We start from the raw sequence: 24,524 nt of genomic DNA, 5'->3' as shown, positions 1-24,524 counted from the left end.
TTCATAAGCTGAATCGGGAGTTGAGCGTTTTTTGGAATGAGGGGCAAATGGCGAAGGCTGCACCGGAAGGACTGATCACGGCGCTGGACGTGGGTTCGTCCAAGGTCTCGGCGCTGATCGCGCAAAAGGCGGATGACGGCTCGCTGGTGGTGCTCGGCACCGGCCAGCGCGAGAGCCGCGGCGTCAAGCGCGGCTATGTCGCCGACATGCACGCGACGGAACTGGCGATCCGCGAGGCGGTGGAGCAGGCCGAGCGCATCGCCGGGCAGAATATCGAGGACGTTTGGGTGAGCTTCTCCGCCGGCGGGCTGATCTCCGACATCGTCCGGCTGGAATCCGACCTGGGCGGCCACCGCATCGAGCAGAATGACGTGGACGAGCTGCTCCGCGCCGGCCGCGACGCGATCGATCCGCAGGGCAAGATGGTGCTCCACGCCCAGCCGACCCGCTACACCGTCGATGGGCTGGCCGGCGTGCGGCGCCCGCTCGGGCTCCATGCGGAGCGCCTGGGCGTCGACATCCATGTCGTCGCCACCGATGGCGCGCCGGTGCGCAACCTGGATCACTGCGTCCGCTCGGCGCATCTGGAAGTCCGCTCGATCATCGCCGCGCCGGTTGCCACCGGGCTGGCCTGCCTGACCGACGAGGAGCGCGAGCTGGGCGTCGCGCTGGTCGAGATCGGCGCGGGCGTGACCAATGTCAGCGTCTTCTCGCAGGGCGTGCTTTCCGGCCTCGCCTCGATCCCCATGGGCTCGGCCGACATCACCGACGACATCGCCTCGTCCTTCGGCACCGCGCGCGCCTGGGCGGAGCGGACCAAGTGCTTCCATGGCTCGGCGAACCTGTCTCCGCGTGACAATCACGAGATGATCGACGTGGTGCCGGCGATCCCGGACGACGGCACCGAGGGGCCGCGCATCACCAAGGCGCAGCTCAACGCGATCATCCGCAAGCGGCTGGAGCGGCTGATGGGGGAGATCCAGAAGGAGCTGAAGAAGCTTTCGTTCGAGGATCCGGCCGGCCGCCAGATCGTCCTCACCGGCGGTGGCGCCGAGCTGAAGGGCGTGGCGGACTATGCCCAGCAGTTCCTCGGCAGCGCGGTGCGCGTCGGCCGGCCCAAGGGGCTGGTGGCACTGCCCGAGGCGCATGCGGGCCCCGCATTCGCCACTTTGGCGGGCCTGGCGCGCTTCGCCGCGGCCAATCCGATCGACCTGCGCGCGCTCGAGCCGAACCACCAGATGGTGACCAGGACGAACCCCGGAGCCCTGATCCAGCGGCTGATCGCGGCATTCCGGGCAAATTATTAGAAGAAATGCGTTGGTAACTTCGCGTTCCCTCTAGAGTCGCCCTCTGCGTTCGTGCAGAACGGGGGCCAGATTACGCGCCTGTGACAGCCACCCGGGCGCAGGGAGACCAAGGCGATGAGTATCGATTTCCTTCCGCCCGATGTGGACGAGCTGACCCCGAAGATCACCGTCGTCGGTGTGGGCGGCGCGGGCGGCAACGCGATCGCGAACATGATCCGCGCGGATGTGCAGGGCGTCGACTTCATCGTCGCCAACACCGATGCGCAGGCGCTCAAGCAGTCGAGCGCCGGCCATCGCATCCAGCTCGGCGCCAAGATCACCCAGGGCCTGGGCGCGGGCTCGCGGCCCGAGATCGGCCGCGCCGCCGCCGAGGAGACGATCGACAACGTCCAGAAGGCGCTCGAGGGCGCACACATGGTGTTCATCGCCGCCGGCATGGGCGGCGGCACCGGCACCGGTGCGGCCCCCGTCATCGCCAAGGCCGCGCGCGACATGGGCATCCTGACGGTGGGCGTGGTCACCCGGCCGTTCGCCTTCGAGGGCAAGCGCCGTGCGGCTTCGGCCGAAGCGGGCATCAACGAACTGCAGAAGTACGTCGACACCCTCATCGTCATTCCGAACCAGAATCTGTTCCTGATCGCCAATGCGAACACGACCTTCAAGGAAGCGTTCGAGATGGCCGACGAGGTGCTGCAGCAGGGCGTGCGCGGCATCACCGACCTGATGGTCATGCCCGGCCTCATCAACCTCGACTTCGCCGACGTCCGCTCGGTGATGCAGGAGATGGGCAAGGCGATGATGGGCACCGGCGAGGCCGAGGGCGACGACCGCGCGCTCATCGCCGCGCAGAAGGCGATCGCCAACCCGCTGCTCGACGGCGTGAGCATGAACGGCGCCAAGGGCGTGATCGTCTCGATCACCGGCGGCGAGGACATGCGCCTGCTCGAAGTCGACGAGGCGGCGAACCATATCCGCGAGCTGGTCGATCCGGACGCGAACATCATCTGGGGCTCGGCCTTCAATCCGGAGCTCGAGGGCAAGATCCGCGTCTCGGTCGTCGCGACCGGGATCGACGCCGATGCGCAGCCGATGGCCGCGCCGCGTGCCGCCGAGCAGCCGCGCGTCTTCTCCTTCTCCACACCGCGGCGCACCGCGGCCGCCGAGCCGGCCCCGGCTCCGGTCGAGCCGGTGGCCGAGGAAGCGCCGCTCGAACCGCCGGTGCCTCAGGCCTATACTCCGGAAGTGGCCGCCGAGCCGGCACCGCTCTCCCCGCCGATTCCCCAGGCCTATGAGCCCGAGCCGCAGCCGGCCGCGCCGGTGCAGGCGAGCTGGGTCGACGACGGCAAGGACAGCGACGAGGACGAGCTGGTGCTCGGCGCCGAGAGCCTGGTGCCCGAAGCGCCGCGCGCGCCTGTTGACGAGCCGGCGCCCGCGCCGACCACGCGCCGCCGCTGGCTGACCGGCGGCGACGAAGAAGAAGCCGCGCCCTCGATCCCGGCCGAGAAGCCGAAGAAGAGCGGCGGCACGCTGTTCGAGCGCATGGCGATGGCGTCGCGCGGCGCCTCCAAGTCGGACGATGACGACGACAAGGATCCGCTCGACATTCCGCGCTTCCTGCGCAGCCAGAACAACCAATAGGCCATTCGTCGCCGGCCGGCCTCGCTTTGGCGAGCCGCGCCGGCGCCGTAATCGGCGGTTCAGCGCAACACGGTGCAAGCTGGCGGGAATATGGACCGGATTCGCTTCATCGGTGCTGCGGCACTCGCGCTGGTCGCGGCCCAGGCGGCGCCCGCCCTTGCCCAGACCGAAGTCGTAGCCCAGCCCAATCCCGATGCGGACCGGCTGGCCAATGATATCCGCATGCTCGCCAGCGATCCGCGCGACCTGCGCACGCTGCTCGATGCGGGGATGACCAGCGCGCGGCTGGGAGACACTTCGGCGGCGCTTGCCTTCTTCCAGCGCGCGGAGACGCTCAGCCCTGGCGATCCGCGCATTTCGGCGGGCCGCGCGATGGTGCTGGTGCGCCTGGAACGCCCTGGCGAGGCGCTCCGGCTGTTCCAGGCCGCCGAGGCGCGTGGGCTGGATCCGCGCGAATATGCCGGCGATCGCGCCTTCGCCTATGATCTGCTCGGCCAGCCGAGCCTTGCCCAGCGTGACTATAAGCTCGCCCTGTCAAGCAACCGCGACGATGCCGAGACGCTCCGTCGATATGCTCTTTCGCTCGGCATCACGGGCGACAAGGACGAGGCGATGCGCGCGCTCGACCCGTTGCTCCGCCGCAGCGATCGCGCCGCCTGGCGGGCGCGGGCCTTCATCCTGGCGATGAACGGCGACACGACGGGAGCGGAGAAGATCGCCTCCAGCATGATGCCGGGCACCATGGGCCAGGCGTTGTCGCCCTTTTTCCGCCGTCTTGCCGATCTGGGGCCCGCCGACCGCGCCTTCGCGGTGCATTTCGGCGAGCTTTCGCCCAGCCAGGCGCGGCTCGCCGATGCGCGACTGGCACCGGAGCTGCCGCGCTACGTGCCGGCGGTGCGGCCGGTGCAGCTGGCGGCGGCCGCGCCGGTAACCGCACCCGCGCCGGCACCGAAGGGAAGCGACCGCCGCTCGCGCCGGGATCGCGAGCGTGACGAGAAGCTCGCTGCCGTTGCCGCGGTGCGGCCGGCCGCGGCGCCGGTGCCGCAGCCAGCGGCCGACGACAGCCTCCCGCCGCCGCCGCGCTTCGTGCCGCCGCCCACGCCGATCGTGCAGCCCATCCCGGCGCCGAAACGCGAGGAGGAACCGGCGGAAGCGACCGAGCGTCCGGCGCCGGTCCCCGTGCGGCCGGCGCCCGCTCCGGTGCGCCCGGCTCCCACGCCGGCGCCAGCGCCCGTGCCCGTGCCCGTGCGCCTGGCTTCGGTCGCCGCGCCCATTTCCATGCGCGCGGAGCCGGCTCCGGCGCCCGCCACGCCGGCCCGTGCCGAGCCGGTGGTGCAGCCCGTGCGCCCCGCGCCGAAGCCCGAGCCGACGCCCCCGGGCCCGGCCAGGGTAGGGCAGGAGGATTCGGTGCTTGCCGCGATCGTCGGCGGCATCACGATCCCCGCCGACGAGCTCGCCGCGGTCACCGCGACGCCGACCGAGCCGGTGGAGGTGGCGGCTCCGGCACCGGTGCACGTCCCCGAAGCCAGGCCTGCCGCCCCGTCCAGGCCGAAACCGGAACCGGTCGCGGCCAAGCCGAAGCCCGAACCGGCGGAGGCCAAGCCCGATCCAAAGGCCAAGCCCGATCCAAAGGCCAAGCCGGCGCCCGAGGAAGCGAAGAAAGGCAAGCCCGATCCCAAGGCGACGGCGAAGAAGCCGGAGCCCAAGAAGCCCGATCCGGCGAAGACCGATCCCAGTCGCATCTGGGTGCAGGTGGCGGGCGGCGCCAATGAGGATTCGCTCGCCAAGGCCTGGAAGGGCGTGGTCGCGAAGGCGCCCGCGGCGATGAAGGGCAAGAGCGCGTGGACGACGCCGTTGCGCGCAACCAACCGTGTGCTCGCCGGCCCGTTCAAGACCAGCGCGGAGGCGCAGGCGTTCGTCAACACGCTGGGCAAGGCGGGCGTCTCCGGCTTCGTCTTCACCAGCGAGGCCGGGCAGAAGGTGACCAAGCTGGCGCCGTAGCGCTTCGCCAAGGATCCAAGCCGTCATCCCCGCGTAAGCGAGGATCCATCTCCCGGACTAGCCCAATCCGCACCGGCGGTTTGTGCTGCCATCGCCGGAGATGGCCCCGCTTTCGCGCGGGTGTCGCAAGAGGGTGGGATGACGGGTCGGGATTGGGCTGATAGGAGCCGCCCAGTGAAAGCGATCTCTCCCTGGGCCTCCACGCCCGAAGCCAGCCGTGGCCGCCTCCATCCCGAGCCCGGCGGTACCGCGCGGGGGCCGCGCGATGCCTTTCAGCGCGATCGGGACCGGATCATCCACTCGATCAGCTTCCGGCGCCTGCGTCACAAGACCCAGGTGTTCATGGCGCCCGATGGCGATCATTTCCGGGTACGGCTCACCCACAGCCTGGAAGTCGCGCAGATCGGCCGGGCGATCGCGCGCACGCTGGGGCTCAACGAGGACCTGACCGAGGCGCTCTGCCTGGCGCATGACATTGGCCATCCGCCCTTCGGCCATGCCGGGGAAAAGGCGCTGAGCGCGGCGCTGGCCGGGCAGGGCGGGTTCGACCATAACGGCAACACGCTCCGCACGCTGACCGTGATCGAGCGCCCCTATCCGGCCTGGGATGGGCTGAATCTAACCTGGGACACGCTGGAGGGCCTCGCCAAGCACAATGGCCCGATCGACCATCCCGAATGGGCGCTGGCCGAGGCGGACGCCGCGTTCCCGCTGGAGCTTGCGAGCTGGCCCTCGCTCGAGGCCCAGGTCGCGGCGATCGCGGACGACATCGCCTATGACAATCACGACATCGATGACGGGCTCCGGGCGGGGCTGCTCCAGCTCGATCAGCTGTTCGAAGTGCCGATGATCGCCCAGGGCTGGCGCGAGGTGGAGGTGAAGTTCCCCGGCTGCGAGCGCCGGCGCCTGCTCAGCGAGCTGATCCGTGCCCAGATCGGCGCGATGGTCAACGATCTCATCGGTGCCACGCAGCGCCGCATTGCCGAGAGCGGCGTGGAAACGGTGGCGGACGTCCGCGCCGCTGGCCAGGTGCTCGCGCACTTCTCGGATGGAATGCGCGAAGCCGAACGCGGCCTCAAGCGCTTCATGTACGCCAATCTCTATCACCATCCGAGCCAGCTCGCCGCGGCGGAAGCGGCGGGCACGGTGGTGGCGGGCCTGTTCGACGTATATCGCGCCGATCCGTCGCTGATGCCGGCGCAATGGACCGAGTCGCTGCCCGCCGGCGAACCCGCCCGCAGCCGGCATATCGCCGACTTCATCGCCGGCATGACCGATCGCTATGCCGTCGCGCGCTACAAGGAACTGGTCGGCACGATCGACTTGCCCGAGGGGTTCTGACGCGGCGTGGAGCCGGAGCGTCGCCGCCCCGGCCCCACGCTGCTCCGGACAGGTTCAGCGCGCGGCGATCTGCGCCGGCGCCTTCTCCCTGGGCGCGCGGAACGAGACGCGGGTATCGTTCACATAGCCCTCGACCCAGCCATTCTTCACGTTCAGGCGGAATTCGCCGCCCTGGCTCGTGCGGCCCTCGAGGATCTGGGCCTTGTCCCTGGTGGTGATCGAATAGGTATAGGTCACGCCCTCATGGGTGAAGCTACGCTCGCTCGCGATCGCCATGGGGGCGGTAAAGGTCAGGACGGCGGCGGCAGCCGCGAAAAGAAACTTCGACACGATCTTTCTCCTTGATGGATCAGGAGCCAGACCGGCATCCGGTTTGTTCTGTTATTGCGTCGATCTTTGTTGCGGCGCAGCAAAATCGGCAATCGCAAAGGTGGCCGGCGCCGGTTGCAGGAAATGCATGCGAGGAAAATGACGAAGCGCCGCGTCGAACCGAAAGTGTGGCAAACTTCTGCGACATTTGGCGCGTAGTCCGGACACATAACGGACAGGGGAGTCGCATGTCGGACGCCAGTATTGCGCTCAACCGCTTCGGTCTCGGTGCCAGGCCGGGCGAGGATACCGGGGCCGATCCCCGCAAATGGCTCGCCGGGCAGATCGCTGGCTTCGATCCGCGCCCGCAGATGATCGCGGCGCAGGTGCCCAGCACTCGAGTGGCGAGTGACCTCGCGGATTTCTACGAGCGCCAGCGGCAGATCCGCCAGGCCGAGGGACCGCGCGACCGGCAACCGCAGCAGCCGCCCGCCATGCCGGCGAGACCCGCAGGCGCGCAGCCGCCCATGGCGGAAGGCGGGGCGATGCAGGACATGCAATCCGCGGCGCCGGCGATGCAGCCGGGCATGCAGCCGAGCGCGAAGCCGCTCTATCAGGGCGAGGACGCGGCAATGATGGCCCGGCGCGAAGCGCGGCGCCAGCAGCAGCAAATCTATGTCGGCATGGTTTCCGCCCGCGCGTTGAGCGCGATCACCTCGCCCACGCCCTTCGCCGAGCGGCTCGTGCATTTCTGGGCGAACCATTTCGCCGTCTCGGCCGACAAGCTCGAACTGGTCGGGCTGGCGGGCACGATGGAGTTCGAGGCGATCCGCCCGCATGTGATGGGCAGGTTCGGCGACATGCTCAACGCGGTCGAGCGCCATCCGGCGATGCTGCTCTATCTCGATCAGGCCGTGTCGATCGGCCCGAACAGCCCCGCCGGCCAGCTCGCCGCCCGCCGCCAGGCCCAGCGGCGCGCCGGGCTCAACGAGAATCTGGCGCGCGAGATCATGGAGCTCCACACGCTGGGCGTGCGCAGCGTCTACACCCAGGCGGACGTGACCGAGTTTGCCCGGGCGATGACCGGCTTCACCGTGGCGGGGCTCGGCCGCGGCGCCGGCGCGCGCTATGCCGGCACCGCCGATGGCGAGCCCGGCAGCTTCGTCTTCGCTCCGCGGCTGCACGAGCCGGGCACCCGCACGATCCTGGGCCGGCAATGGGCGCAGGAAGGCGAGCGGCAGGCAGCCGCGGTGCTCGACCATCTCGCCACCCATCCGGCGACCGCGAAGCATATCGCGACCAAGCTGGCCCGGCATTTCGCCAGCGACGATCCGCCCGCGCCGCTGGTCGCGCGGCTGGAAAAGGCGTTCCTGAGCTCGGGCGGCGACCTGCCGACCGTCTATCGCACATTGATCGCGTCGCCCGAATGCTGGGCGCCCCAGCCGGCCAAGTTCAAGTCGCCCTGGGAATGGTCGATCTCGGCGCTGCGTGCGCTCGGCACGCAGCAGGTGCAGGGCAATGCCGTCAACGGGCTGCTGGGCCAGCTCGGCCAGCCGACCTGGAAGCCGGGCTCGCCGGCGGGCTGGGACGATGTCGCCGGGGCCTGGGCCGGGCCCGATGCGGTGATGCGGCGAGTCGAGGCGGCCGAGCGCATGGCGCAGCGCGCCCGCGACACGATCGATGCGCGGCAGCGCGCCGCCCAGCTCTTCCCCGGCACGCTGAGCACCGGCACCGCCCAGTCGATCGCGCGCGCCGAAAGCCCGGGCCAGGGCCTCGCCCTGATGCTCGTCTCGCCCGAATTCATGCGGAGGTAAGCCCGATGACCGCATTTTCCCGCCGCCGCTTCGTCGCCCTTGGCGCCTCGGCCGTCTTCGCATCCACCTTCGGCGCCCGCATGGCCTTTGCCCGCGCGGCGACCGAGCGGCGCTTCGTCTTCATCATCCAGCGCGGTGCCGCCGACGGACTGCATACCGTCGCGCCGGTGGGCGATCCCGCCTATGCGAGCCAGCGCGGCCAGCTCGCCGAGGACTTCGCCTCGGCACCGAAGCTCGACTCGATGTTCGCGCTCCATCCGGCGCTCAAGAACGTCCATGGCCTTTACGGCGCCAAGCAGGCGTTGTTTCTGCATGCCGTCGCCTCGCCCTATCGCGACCGCTCGCACTTCGACGGGCAGAACGTGCTGGAGACCGGTGGCACCTCGGCCTATCAGCTCAAGGACGGCTGGCTGAACCGGCTGCTCACCCTGCTGCCCGCCGACGACAAGGCGATCGCGCTTGCCGCGACGGTGCCGCTGGCGCTGCGCGGGCCGGTGGAAGTGGCGAGCTACGCCCCTTCGGCACTGCCCGACGCCTCGGACGACCTGCTGACGCGCGTCACCCAGATGTATCAGGGCGACGCCCAGCTCCATGGCATCTGGGAACAGGCGACCGCGACCAAGATGCTCACCAGCGATCTCGCATCGGACAATGGCCGCAACGCGGCGGCCACGGGCGATCTCGCCGCCAAGATGCTGTCGGCCGAGAACGGCTCGCGGATCGCGATGATCGAGACCGGCGGCTGGGACACGCATGCCGGCCAGCGCGGGCGGTTGGCGGGCCAGCTCAACGGGCTCGACCAGATGATCGGCGCGCTGCAGAAGGGGCTGGGGCCGTTGTGGAGCAACACGGTGGTGCTCGTCGCCACCGAGTTCGGACGCACGGTGAAGGTCAACGGCACGCAGGGAACCGATCACGGCACCGGATCGGTCGCGATGCTGATGGGGGGCGCGGTGAACGGCGGGCGTGTGGTCGCCGACTGGCCGGGCCTCGCCGACGCGGCGCTCTACGAGAATCGCGACCTCAAGCCCACTACCGGGCTCGATGCGGTGATCGGCTCGACGCTCTCGGCGCATTTCGATCTCAGCCCCCAGGCCACGGTGCGAAAGCTGTTCCCCGACGTGCAGGCGGCCCAACCGCTCCGGGATCTGGTCCGCGCCTGACAACCGGGCATTAAGCCATCCGCGCTATCGCTCGCCCGGATTTCCGGCAGCGAGGCGCGGGCGGCATGACCGAACTGGAACAGATTCTCTCGACTGGTACGGGCAGGCGCGCGCTCGACCGCTATTTTGCGGGATTGATCCGCGCGCCGGATTTCGCCGCGCTCGAAGCCGAGCTCTCCGCGCTGCTGGAGGAGCATCCCTCGGCATTCGCCCCGCTCTGCCGTGCAAGCGTGCGCGAGGGCGTCGAGATCGTCGGCTGGGAACGCGTTCATGCCGATATCCTTGCGATGGACCGCAAGGGCAGTCGCTGTACCGCACTGGGCATCGATCTGACCGGCCATTGGGAAGGCGAGGGGCCGGGCTTCGAAGTCTCGCTCTATGACGATGACAGCTTTGCCTTTTCCACCGCCAGCCGCGAGACGCTGCTGGACGCCTGCAAAGGCTATCCCACGCCCTGGCAGGGCTGCTTCGCCGAGATCGAGACGCCGCTCGAATGCCGCGGCCTCGTGCTGCTCGACGGTGCGATCCGCGCCTATCCGGATCGGCATACCGTTCCGAGCGGCGCATTGCCGCGCGACTATGCCGGTTTCGTCATCGCCCTGTGGTGGCTCTATCTGCGGGTCCATCAAGGCGTTGCCGATGCGCTTGCCCGCCACGGCTTGCCCCGCGCGATGCCGGTGCTCGTCGACGAGCATGATTTCGGCCCGCAAATCGGGGGAGTCTTCATGTGCGAGCGGGTCGCCGACAGCGCGGAGCGCAGCGCCCAAATTCTCGCTCAACGGGCGGTGGAGAAGCGCCTAGCCTATGATCGCCTCACCGAGCAGTTGATCCTGGAGATGCGCGAGAAGCGGGCCGTGGTCCGCAACTGGAGCTTCTGGCGCAACCGCGCGCACCGCCGCAACGCGATCGAGCTGCTCGAGGCGAGCGACAAGGTCATGTTCCAGGATGTCGTCTCGACGCGCGGCCAGCTGTCGGTGTGGCTGCTCTCCGATCGCGAGTTCGAAATGCTGCTCGACCGCTATCGCGAGCATCGCCGCCCGGGGTCCAGCGGCAAGCCGCATCCCGATCCGGGCGAGGAGCGCACCCAGCTCCACCTGCTGTTTCTCCAGCACGCGCTGCAGTTCGGCGGTCGCATGGTGCAGCGCGAATTCCCGGCACGCCGCGGCCGGGCGGCGTGAGGCGTCGGTCCGACATCCGGGATCATTGCTCCCATGACGGTGAGCGGTCGGATAAAGTCTTGATATTGCGACCCTACCGGAAAACCCGGCTTTAACCTTCGTGCCGCAATATGGGCCGATCAAGCGTTGAGGACCGAACGTGCCGTCGTCACCTGGACCGTCAACTCCGCTCGGCATCGCGCTTGCCACGCTCGGCAAATGCGCCCTTGCGCTTGCCGTGTTCACGGCGATCTTCGGCGGGTGGCAATGGGTCCTGGCGCGCCAGCCCCTGCCCGGCGCCTCCAATCGCGAGGGTGCGTGCGTGCTGTGGTTCGTCGGCAGCTCGACGATGAGCCGCTGGTCCTCCCTCCAGGACGATCTCAAGCCCTGGATCGCGCAGAATCGCGGCATGGGCGGCGCGACCATGGCGGAGATCAACCTCCACATCGCGCATGATCAGGCCAAGCGTGCTCCCCAGGCGATCGTCTATTATGCCGGCGACAATGATCTCGCCTTCGGCCGTTCGGTGGACGAGACCGTGGCGGACCTGCGCGAGTTCCTTGCCATCAAGTCGCGCCTGTTCGGCCAGACGCCGGTATTCGTCATCTCGCTGAAGCCCAGCCCCACCCGCTGGGACCGGCGCGACCAGCAGGACCGCTATAATCTGGTCGCGCGGACGATCGCCGGGCAGCGACCGGACGTCACCTATGTCGATATCGTGCCGCTGCTGCTTCTGAACGGGCGGCCGGGGCCCTTCTATAATGAGGACGGCCTGCACCTGAACGACGAAGGCTATCGGCGCTGGACGATCGCGCTGCGCCGCGCTCTGGACGAGAACCTGCCGCAGCGCGTCCTGCAACGATGCCATTCTGAAGTCCCCCAGAGGGGAGCGTGAATCGTGGTAGATGCCGGGAAGGTTACGGCAGAATTCATACCGTTTCGACGCTGCAAGGAACGGCTGATTAAGCAATTTGATCTAGATTAAGCCCCAGTCAACTGCACCCGTAGTTGCTCAGGGGGCGAATTTGCGAGGCGAGCGGATTGCCGGTTTGGACAACTGGCGCGCGCTGCTGATGCTTGCCGGGATCTTCCTGCACGCCACGACCGTGCAGGAGATCGACCGGCCCGTCTTCGTGCTGATCGCCAAGACCTCCTCCAATTTCCGCATGGGCACTTTCTTCGCGGTTGCCGGGCTGCTCAGCCTGCTCGCCATCGCCAAGCGCGGGGCCGATCCCTGGCTGGCGCGCCGCAGCTTCCAGATCGGCATCCCGATGCTCTTCGGGCTGTTCGTGCTGGCCCCGTTGATGAGCGCCTGTGCGAGCTGGCATGCGTTCGGCACCATGATGCCGGCGTTGCCGGAACTCGGCTGGTGGCATTTCTGGTTCCTGGTCGACCTGCTGGCCTATGCTCCGATCACCTTCTGGCTCTTCCGTGCGGACCGGGCGCATGCGATCTTCGCTCGCATCGATCGATGGGTGGAGCGCGATCGCCCCTCGGTGACGCTGATCATCCTGGCCGTGGGCGTGGTGGCGGCAATGAGCGTCCTGCTCGTCGCGCGGCTGGCGAGCATGGCCGGCATGCTCGCCGAGCCGGTCTGGGCGGCCCATCAGATACTGGGCTATGCGCCGCTCTACGCGTTCGGCGTGATCCTGGCGGGTTCGCCGGCATTGTTCCGCCACATGACCGCGCGCACCGGCCCCGCCTTCACGGTGCTGGCGATGGTGTTCGCGCTCTGCCTGGCCTCGCGGCTGCTGCCGGGGGGCGGGAAGAGCCTTTTCGACGGGCCGGCCAGCCTGCTGAACGTGGTGACCTCCTGCCTGTGTCCGCCGGCGGTCACCGTGCTGATCCTGCGGTCGGCGATCGCGATGCGCGGAACGCCGCCGCTGTTCCGGCGGATATCGGACGCGGCCTTCACCATCTACATGGTGCATTTTCCGATCATCCTCGCGCTCGACCCGTTGCTCGATCCGCTGCGGCTCAATCCCTATGTCTCCTATCTGCTGCTCGTGGGATTGTCGGGCTGGCTCTCCTATCTGGTGCATCGCCTGATCGTCACGCGCGTCCCCTTCGCGGCGATGCTGCTCAACGGCGTCAATCCGGCCAAGCCGCGCGCGGCCATAGCCGAATAGAGCGGTCGCCCGCACGCCCGGGGCGTGCTTCCGTAATTTACATACGTTCTTGATTGCATGTAAATGTGCGCCTAGGCTGCCGTTACCGGCGAAGACCGGCGATCGGGGAGGAACAGTTGCGCATCGATTGCCCGATGGGCGCGGTGCGGCGTGCACGACAACCAGCCGGACTTCCCGCTCGCCACTCCGCGCGGCCGAACCGCTCGGCCGGCCTCGATTGATTCGAGGTCACCGATACGGTTCGAAGGAGAAAATCGATAAGCGCAAGGAGAGGCAGATGAAGACAATATCTCGGGCGATTTTCACCACATTGGTTTCCAGTATCGCTCTGGCCGCCGCCCTGCCGGCGTGCGCCCAGTCCGTTCCCAACGCGCCGACCGGCCCGGTGGAGACGCAATATTATGCCAATGGCAGCTATGCGACGACCACGACCCGCTCCGCCGCGGCCTGTGATTCCAAGGGCAATCAGTGCGATGTCTTCTATCCGTCGAACATCGCGTCGCTGAACACCCGCCTGCCGCTGGTGGTATGGGCCAATGGCACCGGCTCCACGCCGGACAATTACACCAACTGGCTGAAGCACCTCGCCAGCTGGGGCTTCATCGTCGTGGCCACGCGCGACCAGCAGACCGGCTATGGCAACACCGTGCTGGATTCGCTGGCCTATATGCGGGCCGAGGAAGCGAACCCGTCCAGCCCCTTCTATCACCGCGTCGATTTCGCCCATGTCGGGGCGGCGGGCCATTCGCAGGGCGCTTCGGGCGCCGCCAATGCGATGTTCCACTCGAGCGGCGTGATCACCACCACGGTGACGTTCGAGCTGCCGAACCAGAATTGGTGCAATCCGGCCGACAATTGCCTGCTCACGCCGACGCTGACCGGTGGCTCGGGATCGATCTTCTATGTGAGCGGCACGGCGGACAGCCTGATCGCGCCGGACACGCAGAGCGGCGGCACCCAGCTCAACTCGCAGACGGCCTATTACAACGCCACGCCGGGCACGATGCTCAAGGCCAAGGGCCTGCTGAAGGGCGCCAACCACAATGACGTCACCGGCACGCCGGGCTGCGGCGCGCTCGGCTTTCTCAAGGCCTGCGCGAACGGGGTCTATGGCTATCTCGGCTTCCCGACCGCCTGGCTCGCCTGGCAGCTGAAGGGCGATGCCGTCGCTGGCGCCGCGTTCAAGAACGGGACCGGCGAGTTCTTCACCGCGAACGCCTGGACCGGGCGGATCTCCAACATCCCTTGAGCTTCCGGCTCTGAGCTTCTGGTCGCGCGCCGCGGTCCGGGCGGCGCGCGGCCAACCCTTATCCACGGAAAGCAGGAACATGGTTCGTACCTACGGCATCATCGCGATTCTGGTCGTGGCGGCGGGCATCGCCTTCTTCGCCTGGCCACGGAGCGCTCCCGTCGCAGCCGATGCCGGTGCGGTCGTGGTGCATCCGGTCGAAGCCGAACCGGTGCCGGCGCCCATCGCCGAATCCGCTGCGCCGGCGCCGCAGCCGCGGCCGGCAGTGGAAACCGCGATCCTGGCGTCGATGGAGGATCCGCGCGCCGAGCTGCGCGATGTCGTCGTCCGGCGGGACGCGCCGCAGATCGCCTGTGGCGAGAAGCGGACCGCGCGGGATCCGGTGTTCCGGCGGTTCGTTTGGCTCGGGCATCTCAAGATGCTCGCAACCGATGACGGGACGAAGGACTTCGGCAATATCGCCGCGGTCTGCCGGGAAGGGCAGCCGGTTCCCTGATCGGTCAGCCGGCCGGCGGGACGATCGGGCGCCCGCGGGAGTCGATGACGCCCGCGTTCGTTGCGCCTTCGACCAGCAGGCGCAGGAAATCGACCGAGCGCCGCATGTCCGCGGGGTCCGGGGCAAGGACCTGCGCGATCGACAGGCCGCGCACGGCCCAGACGAACAGGCGGATTCCGGCGAGCATCTCGCTATCCTCGCCGCTGCCGAACTGCTGCTTGATCGTCTCGAGCGACATCTGCTCCACTCTCGCCTGCATCGGCGCGACGAGCGCGGCCAGTTCGGGATCGCTGCGCGACGCCTGGAGTATCTCGAGCACGGCGAGCCCGGAGGGGCGGCTCAACACCTCCCAGAGCATTTCCGGCCAGTCGGCGAGGCGCGCGCCGCGGCCGGTATCGGCCGCGATCCGTTCATAGGCGCGCTTCTCGCGCTCGTAGACTCTGCCGATCACATCGGCCATCAGCTGCACGCGCGTGCCGAAATGGTGATGCAGCGCGCCGCGGGTGACGCCGGCCTCTTCGGCGATCGCCTCGGTCGAGGTGCCGGCATAGCCCTTGCGATAGAGCAGCCGGATCGCGGCATCGAGCAGTGCCTCCCGCGTTTCCGCGGTACGCTCCGCCTGTGTCCGACGTTTCCTGCCCGCAGCTGCCTCCGCCACCTTGTCTTGTGTCCCTTCCGATCGCCGGTTCCGGCAAAGCAACCCATTTGGCGGGTCGCGGCAAGGTCCGTCAACACGCGCCACGCCATGACGCCCGGATGGCGAAGTTCGGCCGGGGGCTGTGCAGTTTCGGCCGCATCCGCTAAGGCGCGCGCTTCCGCAACCACTGGAACCGTGAATGACGCTCTACGCACGCTTCGCCGCGCATCTGAACCTTGCCCTGGATGCGCTCGTCCTCGCCGGTGACCTGCCTGCGGGGCTGGAGCGACGTGCGGTCACCGTCGAGCCGCCGCGCGACCCCTCGCACGGGGACCTGGCTACCAACGCCGCGATGGTGCTCGCCAAGCCGGCTGGGACCAATCCGCGCGCGCTGGCCGAGAAGATCGGCGCGGAGCTGGAAAAGCTGGACGAAGTCGCCTCGGTCTCCGTCGCGGGCCCTGGCTTCATCAACCTGACGCTCACCGACGCGACTTGGCGCGGCGAGCTGGTGGCGATCCTCGATGCCGGCGACGATTATGGCCGCTCCGCCGTGGGCGCGGGCACGACCGTGAACGTCGAATATGTCTCGGCCAACCCGACCGGCCCGATGCACATGGGCCATTGCCGGGGCGCGGTGGTGGGCGATGCGCTCGCCTCGCTGCTCGAATTCGCCGGGCACAAGGTGATCCGCGAATATTATGTCAACGACGCGGGCGGCCAGGTCGACGTGCTCGCCCGCTCGGCGCACCTTCGCTACCGGGAAGCGCTGGGCGAGACGATCGAGATTCCCGAGGGGCTCTATCCGGGCGAATATCTGAAGCCGGTCGGCGCGAAGCTCGCGGCGGAGTTCGGCGACAAATATGTCGGCGCGCCGGAGAGCGAATGGCTCGTGCTCTTCCGCAAGACCGCCGTCGCCGCGATGATGGACATGATCCGTGCCGATCTGGCGTTGCTCGGCATCCATCACGACCTGTTCTCGTCCGAGGCCGAGCTGCAGGCCGTCGGCAAGCCCGAGCAGGCCGAGGCGTGGCTGCGCGAGCGCGGCTTCGTCTATGACGGCGTGCTCGAAGCGCCCAAGGGCGAGACGCCGGAAGATTGGGAGCCGGTCGAGCTGCCGCTGTTCCGCTCGACGCAATTCGGGGATGATCAGGATCGCCCGATCAAGAAGTCGAACGGCGCCTGGACCTATTTCGGCGCCGATCTCGCCTATCACTTCCAGAAGGCGCAGTCGGCCGACCAGCTGATCGACATCTGGGGCGCCGATCATGCGGGCACCGTCAAGCGCATCGTCGCCGCGGTGCAGGCGCTGACCGGCGGCGAGACCAAGTTCGACGTCAAGCTGGTCCAGATGGTCCGGCTGCTGCGCGACGGCGAGCCGGTGAAGATGTCGAAGCGCGCCGGCAACTTCGTCACGCTCGCCGATGTGGTGAACGAAGTGGGCAAGGATGTGGTCCGCTTCACCATGCTGACCCGCAAGGCGGACGCCCAGATGGACTTCGATTTCGCTAAGGTGGTCGAGGCGTCGAAGGACAATCCGGTCTTCTACGTCCAATATGCGCACGCCCGTGTCGCGTCGCTCCAGCGGCGCACCGCGGAGGCGGGGATCGCCTGTGCCGATGCGGATCTGTCTCTGCTTGATACACAGGAGCTGCGGCTGGTTCAGGCCGCCGCGCAGTTCCCGCGGATCGTCGAGGCAGCGGCATCGGCGCGTGAGCCGCATCGAATTGCCTTTTATCTCTATGATTTGGCGGCTGAGCTCCATAGCCTGTGGAACCTGGGCAAGGACGATGCGAGCCGCCGCTTCCTGATTCCCGACCAGCCGGCGTTGACATGTGCACGGCTTTATTTGGCGCGTTCGATTGGGCAGATTGTACGTAACGGCCTCCGCATCATGGGCGTCGAGGCTGTCCAGGAGATGTGAGGAATGAACATGCGTGGGGGGGAGGCCGGATTCGGCGATGACGATCGCCTTCCCTGGCTGGAGACGGTGGAGGATGATTATCGCGAGGGGCCTTCCTTCGGCCGCCTCCTGCTGCTCGTCGTCCTGCTCCTGGCGGTGCTCGGCGCGGGGGCGTTCGGCTATTACTGGTACCAGAAGCAGAAGAGCCTGTCCGGCAATGGCGAGCTGATCGCGGCGCCGGAAGGCGATTACAAGGTCAAGCCCGACGAGCCGGGCGGGATGAAGGTGGATGGCGAGGGAGACACCGTCTTCGCCACCAGCCAGGGCGACAGCGGCAATTCGAGCATCGACACCAGCGCGCTGCCCGAGGCGCCGGTGGATGGCAAGAAGGTGGCGGAGAAGGCGCCGTCGCTGACGGGCGAGAAGAATGCCAAGGTCGCGATCCCGTCGAGCGCCGCCGCGGCGGAGGCCCAGCCCAGGCGCGTGCCGGTGATCGCCCCGCAGGCCGGGGGCTCGGGCGCGCTGATCCAGCTCGGCGCCTTTCCGGACGAGGGCGGCGCCAATGCCGCCTGGGCGCGCCTATCGAAGCGCTTTTCCTATCTGGCGCCGCTCGGCAAGTCGGTCGAGCGCGGCGAGAAGGATGGCAAGTCGGTGTTCCGCCTGCGCGTCAATGCGGGTTCGAACGGTCAGGCGAGGGAGCTGTGCGGCAAGCTCAAGGTGGCGGGCGAGAGCTGCTACGTGGCGAATTGATGGCCGGCCGCCGCAACCTTGCGATCGTGCTGGCCGTCCTGGCGATGGGCTTTGGGGTGGCCGTGACATGGGCGGGCCCGTTCATTGCGCGGGATCGCTGCCTCGATGCGGGCGGTGCGTGGCGGGATGGCCGGTGCGTGCGCTGATCCGCCGGGCCGGCTGACGGCAAGCCATGCCGCACGGGCATGGCCGATATCGGGGGAGGGGCTTATCCGGCGCCTTCCGCTCGGCTAAGACCGCAGGCATGAAGCCTGTAATCTTCGGTGTATCCGGCCTGTCGCTCACGGCCGAGGAGCGCGATTTCTTCCGTGACGCCGATCCGCTCGGCTACATCCTGTTCAAGCGCAATTGCGAGAGCCGCGATCAGATGCGCGCGCTCACCGAGAGCCTGCGCGAATTGAGCGGCCGGGCCGATCTGCCGATCCTGATCGACCAGGAAGGCGGCCGCGTCAGCCGGATGGTGCCGCCCGAATGGCCGGCCTTCCCGGCGGGCGAGGTGTTCGGCCGGCTCTACGACGTCGCGCCGGTCTCCGCGATCGAGGCGGCACGCGCCAATTACCATGCGCTGGGCATGATGCTGGCCGATGTGGGAGTCACCGTCGATTGCGCGCCGCTGCTCGACGTCGTCACGCCCGAGGTGACTCAGGCGATCGGCGACCGCGCCTTTGGCGGCGAGCCGATGCGGGTCGCGGCACTGGGACAGGCCTGTGTGGAGGGGTTGCGCCGGGGCGGCGTGGTCGGCGTGGTCAAGCACATGCCGGGCCATGGCCGCGCGCTGGTCGACAGCCATCTCGAGCTGCCGCGCGTCCGGGTCGACGCGGCGGCGCTGGAACAGGACATCGCGCCGTTCCACGCGCTCCGGCATGCGCCGATGGGCATGACCTGCCATGTGGTGTTCGAAGCCTGGGACGCCGAGCGCCCCGCCACGCTCTCGCCCCGGGTGATCGGCGAGATCATCCGCGATCGCATCGGCTTTGACGGCCTGTTGATGACCGACGACATCGACATGAAGGCGCTCTCCGGCACGCCGGGCGAAAAGGCGACGCAGGCGCTGGCGGCGGGCTGCGACGTGGTGCTCGACTGCTGGGCGCGGATGGAGGAGATGATCGAGATCTCCGCCCTGCTGCCCGACGCGACGCCCGCATGCATCGAGCGGCTTGACCGCGCGATGGCGACGACGGGCGCGGACGAGCCTGATGCGGACTTCGCGGAGTTGGTCGCCAGGCGCGACGCGTTGCTGGCGCTGGCGTAACTTCTCCCTCTCCCCGCAAGCGGAGAGAGGGAGTTGATGACACCACCCCTCCGACCTGCTTAACTCCTGCCATGGACGTCGAGACACCCGACACCCTGAAGATCGACATCGACGGCTGGGAAGGGCCGCTCGACCTGCTGCTCGCGCTCGCGCGCAACCAGAAGGTGGACCTGCGGCAGATATCGATCCTCCAGCTCGTCGAGCAATATCTCGATTTCGTGAACCAGGCGCGCGAGCTGAAGCTCGAGCTGGCCGCCGACTATCTCGTGATGGCTGCCTGGCTGGCCTATCTCAAGTCGGCGCTGCTGCTCCCGCGCAATCCCGAGGAGACGCCGAGCCCCGAGGAGCTGGCGCTGCGCCTGCAGCTGCGCCTCGAGCGGCTCAACGCGATGCGGGACGCCGGCGCGCGGCTGATGGCGCGCGACCGCACCGGGCGCGACAATTTCTTCCGCGGTGCGCCCGAGGGGCTCCGCGTGCTGCGCAAGGCGCGCTGGGAGGCCGAGATCTACGACCTGATCGCCGCCTATGGCCGGATCAGCGCGCGCACCCGGCCGGTGATGCACGTCGTCGCGCACCGCGACGTGATGACGCTGGAGGCGGCGATCGAGCGCGTCTCGGCCCTGATCGGCACGCGGATCGAATGGAGCACGCTCCAGTCCTTCCTGCCCGAAGGCGCGGCCGGGCCCTATGCCAAGTCGGCGCTCGCCTCGTCCTTCGTCGCCGCGCTGGAGCTGGCCAAGCAGGGCCGGGTGGAGCTGCGGCAGAAATCGGCCTTCGCGCCGCTCTATCTCAAGGCGGCCGGATGACGCCCGAAGACGCGGCTTCGCGCGCGGTGGAGGCCGTGCTGTTCGCTTCCGAGTCCCCGATGACGCTGGACGAGATCCGCGCGCATGTCGGCGCGGAGATCGACCTGCGCGGCGCGCTGGCAGCGCTGGAGGCGCTGTATGCGGGGCGCGGGATCGAGCTGGTCCGCCGCGGCGATCGCTGGCACTTCCAGACCGCCGCCGATCTGGCGCACCTGCTGCGCCGCGACCGGGAGGAAAGCCGCAAGCTCAGCCGCGCGGGTATCGAGACGCTGGCGATCATCGCCTATCACGAGCCGGTGACGCGCGCCGAGATCGAGGCGATCCGCGGCGTGCAGATATCCAAGGGCACGATCGACGTGCTGATGGAAGCGGGCTGGGTGCGCCCGGCCGGCCGCCGCGAAGTGCCCGGGCGGCCGCTGATGTATGCCACCACGGGCGGCTTCCTCACCCATTTCGGCCTTTCCAGCCGCCGCGACCTGCCGGGAATCGACGACCTCAAGGCCGCCGGCCTGCTCGATCCGGTCGATCTCGCCATGGAGGCGCTGGGCGAAAGCGACGGGGCCGAGGCGCCCGAAAGCGAAACTGTCACAGACGACGAATAGGGCGCTCCCGCGTTGGCCATTGCCGCTGCTGCGCGCGAGGCTTAGATAGAGATTGAATCAAGGAGATTTGTTATGGGTATGGGCAGCATCTGGCACTGGCTCGTGCTGGGCTTGATTGCGATCCTCCTGCTCGGCGGCGGTCGCTTCTCGAACATGATGGGCGACGTCGCCAAGGGCATCAAGCAGTTCAAGAAGGGCATGTCCGAGGAGGACGAGGACAAGCCGGCGACCCGCATCGAAGGCAAGGCGGCCCCGGAGCCGACCGTGCAGCGCGAGGCCGAGCCCGCGCGCGAAGAGAAGCTCTGAACTTCCGCGCCGCTCCCGGCTCAGGGCGCCGGGGGCCGCTTCTGGCGATTTGATCGATGCTTGATTTCAACGCGCCTGAATTCGTGGTCGTCGCCATTGTGGCGCTGATCGTGATCGGGCCCAAGGATCTGCCCAAGGCGATGCGCTTCGTGGGCAAATGGTTCGGCAAGGCGCGCGCCGTCGCGCGCCAGTTCCGCTCCGGGTTCGACAGCATGGTCCGCGAGGCGGAGCTTGCCGAGCTCGAGAAGCAATGGGCGGCCGAGAATGCGCGCATCATGTCGGAGCATCCGCCCGCGGCGCTTCCCGCGCCCGAGGCGGAGGTGCATGCTGTCGGCGAGGACGCGGCGCCCGTGATGGTCGAGCAGCCCGCGATCCTGGGCGAGACGCCGGGCGTGTCCGCGCAGGCGCCCACGCCGAAGCGGGCGCGCAAGCCGGCCGCTGTCGCCGCCGAGCCGGTGGCCGAGCCCGCCGCCAGGCCCGCGCCCAAGCCGCGCGCGCGCAAGGCTGCCGCGGCTTCGGCCGAGCCGGCGGCCAAGCCGCGCACCCGCAAAAAGGCCGCGCCGCCTGCCGAGGCGGCGGAATGAGGGACATCGACGATACCCAGCAGCCCCTGCTCGAGCATCTGATCGAACTGCGCCGCCGCCTGCTCTACTGCGTGGCGGCGCTGGTGGTGACGTTCTTCGCCTCCTTCTATTTCTCGAAGGAAATCTACGGTTTCCTCGTCCATCCGCTCGCGGTGGCGGGGCAGGACCAGGTGATCTTCACGCAGATATTCGGGGCGTTCTTCGTCCAGCTCAAGGTCGCCTTCTTCTCGGCGATGATGCTGTCCTTCCCGGTGATCGCGACACAGCTCTGGCAGTTCGTCGCGCCCGGGCTCTACCGGCAGGAGAAGAAGGCGTTGCTGCCCTTCCTGCTGGCGACGCCGGTGCTGTTCATCGCCGGCGCCGCGCTCGCCTATTTCATCGCCATCCCCACGGCGCTGCATTTCCTGCTCGGCTATCAGGGCGAGCTCGGCACCAGCGGCGTCAAGCAGGTCGCGATGCCCGATGCCGAGAAATATCTCGATTTCGTGATGCAGTTCCTCTTCGCCTTCGGCATCACCTTCCTGCTGCCGGTGCTGCTGATGCTGCTCGAGCGGGCGGGAATCGTCACCTATGAGCAGCTCAAGGGCGCCTGGCGCTATGCCGTGGTCGCCGCCTTCGCGATCGCCGCGGTGCTGACGCCGCCGGACGTCGGCTCGCAGCTGCTGCTCGCGATTCCGCTGGTCGGGCTCTATTTCCTGTCGCTGGCGGCGATCTGGTTCACTCGCCGCCGTCGCCCGGCGGCGACGGACGACAAGGACGAGGCCGAGACGGAGGCCGCCGAGGCCTGACGCGAAAAAGCCCTTCCCGCGCGTGCGGGAGGGGCTTTGCTTTCCGCCCGGCCTATTTGGCGTCGTTCGCGGTCTTGGCGACCGTGTCGCCGGCCGAGGACACGTCCCGGCCCATGCCTTCGATCGTGTTGCAGGCCGAGACCAGCATCGCGCCGGCAAGCGCGGCGCAGGCGATGATCTTACGCATACTCACTCTCCAGGATACCGGATCCCATCGGGATCATCGGACCAATGCCCAAGCTCGCGCAAACGTTCCGTTTGTACGACAAGTGCTTGTCAACGCTAGGGAAAGTGCAAGGGCCCCAAAATTTTTAGGCCCGGAAGCGTCACCGGGGGGGGGAGGGTTGACGCTTCCGGGCCCATGTCTTGGATAGCGAGAGCGGGGGGGCAAAAGGTCACTATCCGAAGAGCAGAACGGTCCATGCGATCCCGGGTTCCACGCCCCCCGATTTTTTTCGAACTTTTTTTATCCAGGTTATTGCTCAGGGGCGTCCGGTGATCGCGATGGCGGCTTCATAAGCGCCGCTGAGCGGGTCGTGGTGCAGCTTGGTGCGCAATTGCCGGGCAAGGCCGCCGATCACGCGGCCATAGCGATTCTCCACCAGCGTCTCGAGCGCGGGGCTCTCCACCAGGGCAGGCGAGGTGACGCGCAGGAGCGCCCGGTGCGCATCATCGTCGATCGGCTTGATCGAGATGCGGATCTGCGCGGCCGGATTGCAGTTCATCGCCAGCTCGACGATCTCGGTGAGCAGGAAGGCGACGGCGATCGCCACGTCCTGGTTGACCAGCACCGGCGAAATGTCGAGCGTCACGCCCAGTCCCTGGGCGCGCTCCGGAGCGGTGGCGCGGATATTGGCGGCGAGCTCGCCGATCACCGAGCGGAGGTCGAGCCCGCGATTCTCCTCCAGTTCGGCATAATGGTGGCGATGGACCACCGCGAGCGCGTCCACCCGCCGCTGGATCGAGGCATAGGCCTCGCTCGCTTCCTCGCTCCGGGCGCTGCGCGCGTGGAAGTTGATCAGGCTGGCGATCACCTGGAGATTGTTCTTCACCCGGTGATGGACCTCGCGGGTCAGCTTGGTCTGGCGCACCAGCCCCTCGGCCAGGTCGGCCTCATGCTCCTTCACGGTGCGGCTGATGTCGCGGAACGTGTCGCCCAGCTCGCGGATCTCCGCGGCGGGCATGTCGCCGAAGCGCTTGATGTCGATCACCTCGCCCGGCTTGTAGGCGCCGACGCTCGCGCGCAGGCGGCGCAGCGGCCGGATCAGGAGGATGTCGACGACGAACCAGCTGATGCCCGCGGCGGCGAGCCACATCAGCACCAGCACCACCGTGTTGATGATCATCGGCGAAGTGATCGGCGTGCCCAGCATCGACATTTCGAGCTCGAGCCCGTCGATGCCCAGATTGCTGGGAATGATCTCGCGGCGGTCGAGCGGCCCCGCGCCTTCCAGCCTGCGCAGCACCAGCCGCTCGCCATTCTGCATCAGCGCGGCGCCATATTCGGGAACGAAGCCGCTCGGCTGGATCAGCGCGGCGAGCGTGGTCTTCGAATAGAAGGCGGTCGCGGTGCTGCCCGTCCTGCCGCCGATGCGCAGCGTCATGCCGTCCGCCTCCAGCGTGGTCCGCACCTGGCGGTGCTGGAGCCTGGCCCTGTCCTCCGCGCGGAAGCGCTGGCCGCAGATGACGCGGCCCTCGCCGTCGGCGATCGAGAAACGCGCGCCCGCCGTGGTGGCGAAGGTGCCCGCCAGACGGGTGCAGGCCGGAACGTCGTGCGGATTGGCTTCCAGCGCGGCCAGCGCGTCGGCGAGCTGGCTCACATGGTTGACCAGGATGTCGCGCAGCACGCCCGAGCTTTCGCCGGCGGCGGCGCCCAGCCGGGCGCGGGCTTCGGTATCCGCGTTTCGCGTGCTCTGCAGCGTGGTGAACAGGGCGATCAATGCCAGCGGCAGCAGGCAGAGAATCAGGTAGAGGAAGACCTTGGCGCCGGTGGGCAATTGCACCAGCGCCGCGGCCGGACGGATCCTGGCGCGCGGTTCTTCGTCTGCGATGTCCATGGACTCCGGACTAGTCGAGCTTCTTCAGCAGGTCGAGCAGATCGTCGGGAACGGCTTCGCCCAGCGCCTCGTCATAGGCCTGGCGCAGCGCCACGCCGACATTGCGACCGGGGCGACCGGTTTCCTTCCCGCCATCGGATTTGGGCGGCTTTTTCATTTTCTCATCCGCGGAACGCACCAATTCCCCCCTGCGCCGTAGCGTTACCCACGGCCCGGACTAAAAGCGACCTGTTCCGGA

24 protein-coding genes are annotated in these 24,524 nt (G+C 68.2%); 19 read left to right on the top strand and 5 right to left on the bottom strand.

The window, feature by feature from the left end:
- Window positions 1–47: 47 nt before the first annotated feature.
- The 4 genes from ftsA (at window position 48) to OMP43_RS10470 (ending at window position 6,287) form a co-directional block, all read left to right on the top strand.
- Complete coding sequence (gene ftsA, locus OMP43_RS10485) at window positions 48–1,307, top strand: cell division protein FtsA (protein WP_280279672.1); 1,260 nt, start codon at window positions 48–50, stop codon at window positions 1,305–1,307.
- A gap of 114 nt (window positions 1,308–1,421) precedes the next feature.
- Window positions 1,422–2,945 (top strand): cell division protein FtsZ, encoded by a 1,524-nt coding sequence (gene ftsZ, locus OMP43_RS10480; RefSeq protein WP_280279671.1) that lies wholly within the window; start codon window positions 1,422–1,424, stop codon window positions 2,943–2,945.
- Window positions 2,946–3,035: 90 nt separating this feature from the next.
- Window positions 3,036–4,946, top strand: a complete 1,911-nt coding sequence (locus OMP43_RS10475) for an SPOR domain-containing protein (protein WP_280279670.1) — start codon at window positions 3,036–3,038, stop codon at window positions 4,944–4,946.
- 174 nt (window positions 4,947–5,120) lie between these two features.
- Window positions 5,121–6,287, top strand: coding sequence for a deoxyguanosinetriphosphate triphosphohydrolase (locus tag OMP43_RS10470; protein WP_280279669.1), 1,167 nt, complete (start codon window positions 5,121–5,123; stop codon window positions 6,285–6,287).
- A 54-nt stretch (window positions 6,288–6,341) separates the two neighbouring features.
- Here the strand turns inward: OMP43_RS10470 and OMP43_RS10465 are convergent, their stop codons facing one another.
- The gene (locus tag OMP43_RS10465) at window positions 6,342–6,617 is read right to left on the bottom strand and encodes a hypothetical protein (RefSeq protein ID WP_280279668.1); all 276 of its coding nucleotides are present in this window, start codon (window positions 6,615–6,617) and stop codon (window positions 6,342–6,344) included.
- Between the two features lie 227 nt (window positions 6,618–6,844).
- On the opposite strand from OMP43_RS10465, the gene OMP43_RS10460 reads away from it, so the two are divergent.
- The 7 genes from OMP43_RS10460 to OMP43_RS10430 all read left to right on the top strand — a co-directional run bounded on the left by OMP43_RS10460 (window position 6,845) and on the right by OMP43_RS10430 (window position 14,604).
- Complete coding sequence (locus OMP43_RS10460; protein WP_280279667.1) at window positions 6,845–8,410, top strand: DUF1800 domain-containing protein; 1,566 nt, start codon at window positions 6,845–6,847, stop codon at window positions 8,408–8,410.
- A 5-nt stretch (window positions 8,411–8,415) separates the two neighbouring features.
- Window positions 8,416–9,573 (top strand): DUF1501 domain-containing protein, encoded by a 1,158-nt coding sequence (locus OMP43_RS10455; protein ID WP_280279666.1) that lies wholly within the window; start codon window positions 8,416–8,418, stop codon window positions 9,571–9,573.
- Window positions 9,574–9,638: 65 nt separating this feature from the next.
- Window positions 9,639–10,751, top strand: coding sequence for a hypothetical protein (locus OMP43_RS10450; protein ID WP_280279665.1), 1,113 nt, complete (start codon window positions 9,639–9,641; stop codon window positions 10,749–10,751).
- A gap of 139 nt (window positions 10,752–10,890) precedes the next feature.
- The gene (locus tag OMP43_RS10445; protein ID WP_280279664.1) at window positions 10,891–11,625 is read left to right on the top strand and encodes a GDSL-type esterase/lipase family protein; all 735 of its coding nucleotides are present in this window, start codon (window positions 10,891–10,893) and stop codon (window positions 11,623–11,625) included.
- Between the two features lie 154 nt (window positions 11,626–11,779).
- The gene (locus OMP43_RS10440; protein ID WP_280279663.1) at window positions 11,780–12,859 is read left to right on the top strand and encodes an acyltransferase family protein; all 1,080 of its coding nucleotides are present in this window, start codon (window positions 11,780–11,782) and stop codon (window positions 12,857–12,859) included.
- Window positions 12,860–13,136: 277 nt separating this feature from the next.
- Window positions 13,137–14,108, top strand: a complete 972-nt coding sequence (locus OMP43_RS10435; protein WP_280279662.1) for a hypothetical protein — start codon at window positions 13,137–13,139, stop codon at window positions 14,106–14,108.
- A 79-nt stretch (window positions 14,109–14,187) separates the two neighbouring features.
- Window positions 14,188–14,604, top strand: a complete 417-nt coding sequence (locus tag OMP43_RS10430; RefSeq protein ID WP_280279661.1) for a hypothetical protein — start codon at window positions 14,188–14,190, stop codon at window positions 14,602–14,604.
- A gap of 4 nt (window positions 14,605–14,608) precedes the next feature.
- On the opposite strand, the gene OMP43_RS10425 is transcribed toward OMP43_RS10430, so the two are convergent.
- The gene (locus tag OMP43_RS10425) at window positions 14,609–15,262 is read right to left on the bottom strand and encodes a TetR/AcrR family transcriptional regulator (RefSeq protein ID WP_280279660.1); all 654 of its coding nucleotides are present in this window, start codon (window positions 15,260–15,262) and stop codon (window positions 14,609–14,611) included.
- Between the two features lie 178 nt (window positions 15,263–15,440).
- On the opposite strand from OMP43_RS10425, the gene argS reads away from it, so the two are divergent.
- The 8 genes from argS (at window position 15,441) to tatC (ending at window position 22,229) form a co-directional block, all read left to right on the top strand.
- The gene (gene argS / locus OMP43_RS10420; RefSeq protein WP_280279659.1) at window positions 15,441–17,162 is read left to right on the top strand and encodes an arginine--tRNA ligase; all 1,722 of its coding nucleotides are present in this window, start codon (window positions 15,441–15,443) and stop codon (window positions 17,160–17,162) included.
- A 3-nt stretch (window positions 17,163–17,165) separates the two neighbouring features.
- Window positions 17,166–17,891, top strand: a complete 726-nt coding sequence (locus OMP43_RS10415; RefSeq protein WP_280279658.1) for an SPOR domain-containing protein — start codon at window positions 17,166–17,168, stop codon at window positions 17,889–17,891.
- A gap of 244 nt (window positions 17,892–18,135) precedes the next feature.
- Window positions 18,136–19,143 (top strand): beta-N-acetylhexosaminidase, encoded by a 1,008-nt coding sequence (gene nagZ, locus OMP43_RS10410; protein ID WP_280279657.1) that lies wholly within the window; start codon window positions 18,136–18,138, stop codon window positions 19,141–19,143.
- A gap of 71 nt (window positions 19,144–19,214) precedes the next feature.
- Complete coding sequence (locus OMP43_RS10405) at window positions 19,215–19,949, top strand: ScpA family protein (RefSeq protein WP_280279656.1); 735 nt, start codon at window positions 19,215–19,217, stop codon at window positions 19,947–19,949.
- The gene (scpB, locus tag OMP43_RS10400) at window positions 19,946–20,551 is read left to right on the top strand and encodes an SMC-Scp complex subunit ScpB (protein WP_280279655.1); all 606 of its coding nucleotides are present in this window, start codon (window positions 19,946–19,948) and stop codon (window positions 20,549–20,551) included. The genes OMP43_RS10405 and scpB overlap by 4 nt, the downstream gene beginning before the upstream one ends.
- A 72-nt stretch (window positions 20,552–20,623) precedes the next feature.
- Entirely contained in the window at window positions 20,624–20,857 is a 234-nt protein-coding gene (locus tag OMP43_RS10395) for a twin-arginine translocase TatA/TatE family subunit (RefSeq protein WP_280279654.1), read from the top strand.
- A gap of 56 nt (window positions 20,858–20,913) precedes the next feature.
- Window positions 20,914–21,441: a Sec-independent protein translocase protein TatB gene (gene tatB / locus OMP43_RS10390; protein WP_280279653.1), complete on the top strand. Its 528-nt coding sequence runs from the start codon at window positions 20,914–20,916 to the stop codon at window positions 21,439–21,441.
- On the top strand, window positions 21,438–22,229 hold the full coding sequence (gene tatC / locus OMP43_RS10385) for a twin-arginine translocase subunit TatC (RefSeq protein ID WP_280279652.1): 792 nt from the start codon (window positions 21,438–21,440) through the stop codon (window positions 22,227–22,229). The genes tatB and tatC overlap by 4 nt, the downstream gene beginning before the upstream one ends.
- Before the next feature lie 52 nt (window positions 22,230–22,281).
- On the opposite strand, the gene OMP43_RS10380 is transcribed toward tatC, so the two are convergent.
- The 3 genes from OMP43_RS10380 to OMP43_RS10370 all read right to left on the bottom strand — a co-directional run bounded on the left by OMP43_RS10380 (window position 22,282) and on the right by OMP43_RS10370 (window position 24,443).
- Window positions 22,282–22,416: an entericidin A/B family lipoprotein gene (locus tag OMP43_RS10380; RefSeq protein ID WP_280279651.1), complete on the bottom strand. Its 135-nt coding sequence runs from the start codon at window positions 22,414–22,416 to the stop codon at window positions 22,282–22,284.
- A gap of 295 nt (window positions 22,417–22,711) precedes the next feature.
- Window positions 22,712–24,286, bottom strand: coding sequence for a histidine kinase dimerization/phosphoacceptor domain -containing protein (locus OMP43_RS10375; RefSeq protein WP_280279650.1), 1,575 nt, complete (start codon window positions 24,284–24,286; stop codon window positions 22,712–22,714).
- 10 nt (window positions 24,287–24,296) lie between these two features.
- Window positions 24,297–24,443, bottom strand: a complete 147-nt coding sequence (locus OMP43_RS10370; RefSeq protein WP_167300909.1) for a NepR family anti-sigma factor — start codon at window positions 24,441–24,443, stop codon at window positions 24,297–24,299.
- Window positions 24,444–24,524 lie beyond the last annotated feature (81 nt).

Source organism: Sphingomonas sp. CBMAI 2297 (assembly GCF_029870595.1).
Taxonomy (GTDB): Bacteria; Pseudomonadota; Alphaproteobacteria; order Sphingomonadales; family Sphingomonadaceae; genus Sphingomonas.
The sequence above is the reverse complement of the archived record's forward strand: the minus strand, read 5'-3'. Positions and strand labels throughout refer to the sequence as shown.

What these genes read in the sequence shown, in the direction of transcription:
- ftsA (WP_280279672.1), top strand. Translation starts at nt 48, where the DNA reads ATGGCGAAGGCTGCACCGGAAGGACTGATCACGGCGCTGGACGTGGGT.
- ftsZ (WP_280279671.1), top strand. Translation starts at nt 1,422, where the DNA reads ATGAGTATCGATTTCCTTCCGCCCGATGTGGACGAGCTGACCCCGAAG.
- OMP43_RS10475 (WP_280279670.1), top strand. Translation starts at nt 3,036, where the DNA reads ATGGACCGGATTCGCTTCATCGGTGCTGCGGCACTCGCGCTGGTCGCG.
- OMP43_RS10460 (WP_280279667.1), top strand. Translation starts at nt 6,845, where the DNA reads ATGTCGGACGCCAGTATTGCGCTCAACCGCTTCGGTCTCGGTGCCAGG.
- OMP43_RS10455 (WP_280279666.1), top strand. Translation starts at nt 8,416, where the DNA reads ATGACCGCATTTTCCCGCCGCCGCTTCGTCGCCCTTGGCGCCTCGGCC.
- OMP43_RS10450 (WP_280279665.1), top strand. Translation starts at nt 9,639, where the DNA reads ATGACCGAACTGGAACAGATTCTCTCGACTGGTACGGGCAGGCGCGCG.
- OMP43_RS10435 (WP_280279662.1), top strand. Translation starts at nt 13,137, where the DNA reads ATGAAGACAATATCTCGGGCGATTTTCACCACATTGGTTTCCAGTATC.
- OMP43_RS10430 (WP_280279661.1), top strand. Translation starts at nt 14,188, where the DNA reads ATGGTTCGTACCTACGGCATCATCGCGATTCTGGTCGTGGCGGCGGGC.
- argS (WP_280279659.1), top strand. Translation starts at nt 15,441, where the DNA reads ATGACGCTCTACGCACGCTTCGCCGCGCATCTGAACCTTGCCCTGGAT.
- OMP43_RS10415 (WP_280279658.1), top strand. Translation starts at nt 17,166, where the DNA reads ATGAACATGCGTGGGGGGGAGGCCGGATTCGGCGATGACGATCGCCTT.
- nagZ (WP_280279657.1), top strand. Translation starts at nt 18,136, where the DNA reads ATGAAGCCTGTAATCTTCGGTGTATCCGGCCTGTCGCTCACGGCCGAG.
- OMP43_RS10405 (WP_280279656.1), top strand. Translation starts at nt 19,215, where the DNA reads ATGGACGTCGAGACACCCGACACCCTGAAGATCGACATCGACGGCTGG.
- scpB (WP_280279655.1), top strand. Translation starts at nt 19,946, where the DNA reads ATGACGCCCGAAGACGCGGCTTCGCGCGCGGTGGAGGCCGTGCTGTTC.
- OMP43_RS10395 (WP_280279654.1), top strand. Translation starts at nt 20,624, where the DNA reads ATGGGTATGGGCAGCATCTGGCACTGGCTCGTGCTGGGCTTGATTGCG.
- tatB (WP_280279653.1), top strand. Translation starts at nt 20,914, where the DNA reads ATGCTTGATTTCAACGCGCCTGAATTCGTGGTCGTCGCCATTGTGGCG.
- tatC (WP_280279652.1), top strand. Translation starts at nt 21,438, where the DNA reads ATGAGGGACATCGACGATACCCAGCAGCCCCTGCTCGAGCATCTGATC.
- OMP43_RS10380 (WP_280279651.1), bottom strand. Translation starts at nt 22,416, where the DNA reads ATGCGTAAGATCATCGCCTGCGCCGCGCTTGCCGGCGCGATGCTGGTC.
- OMP43_RS10375 (WP_280279650.1), bottom strand. Translation starts at nt 24,286, where the DNA reads ATGGACATCGCAGACGAAGAACCGCGCGCCAGGATCCGTCCGGCCGCG.
- OMP43_RS10370 (WP_167300909.1), bottom strand. Translation starts at nt 24,443, where the DNA reads ATGAAAAAGCCGCCCAAATCCGATGGCGGGAAGGAAACCGGTCGCCCC.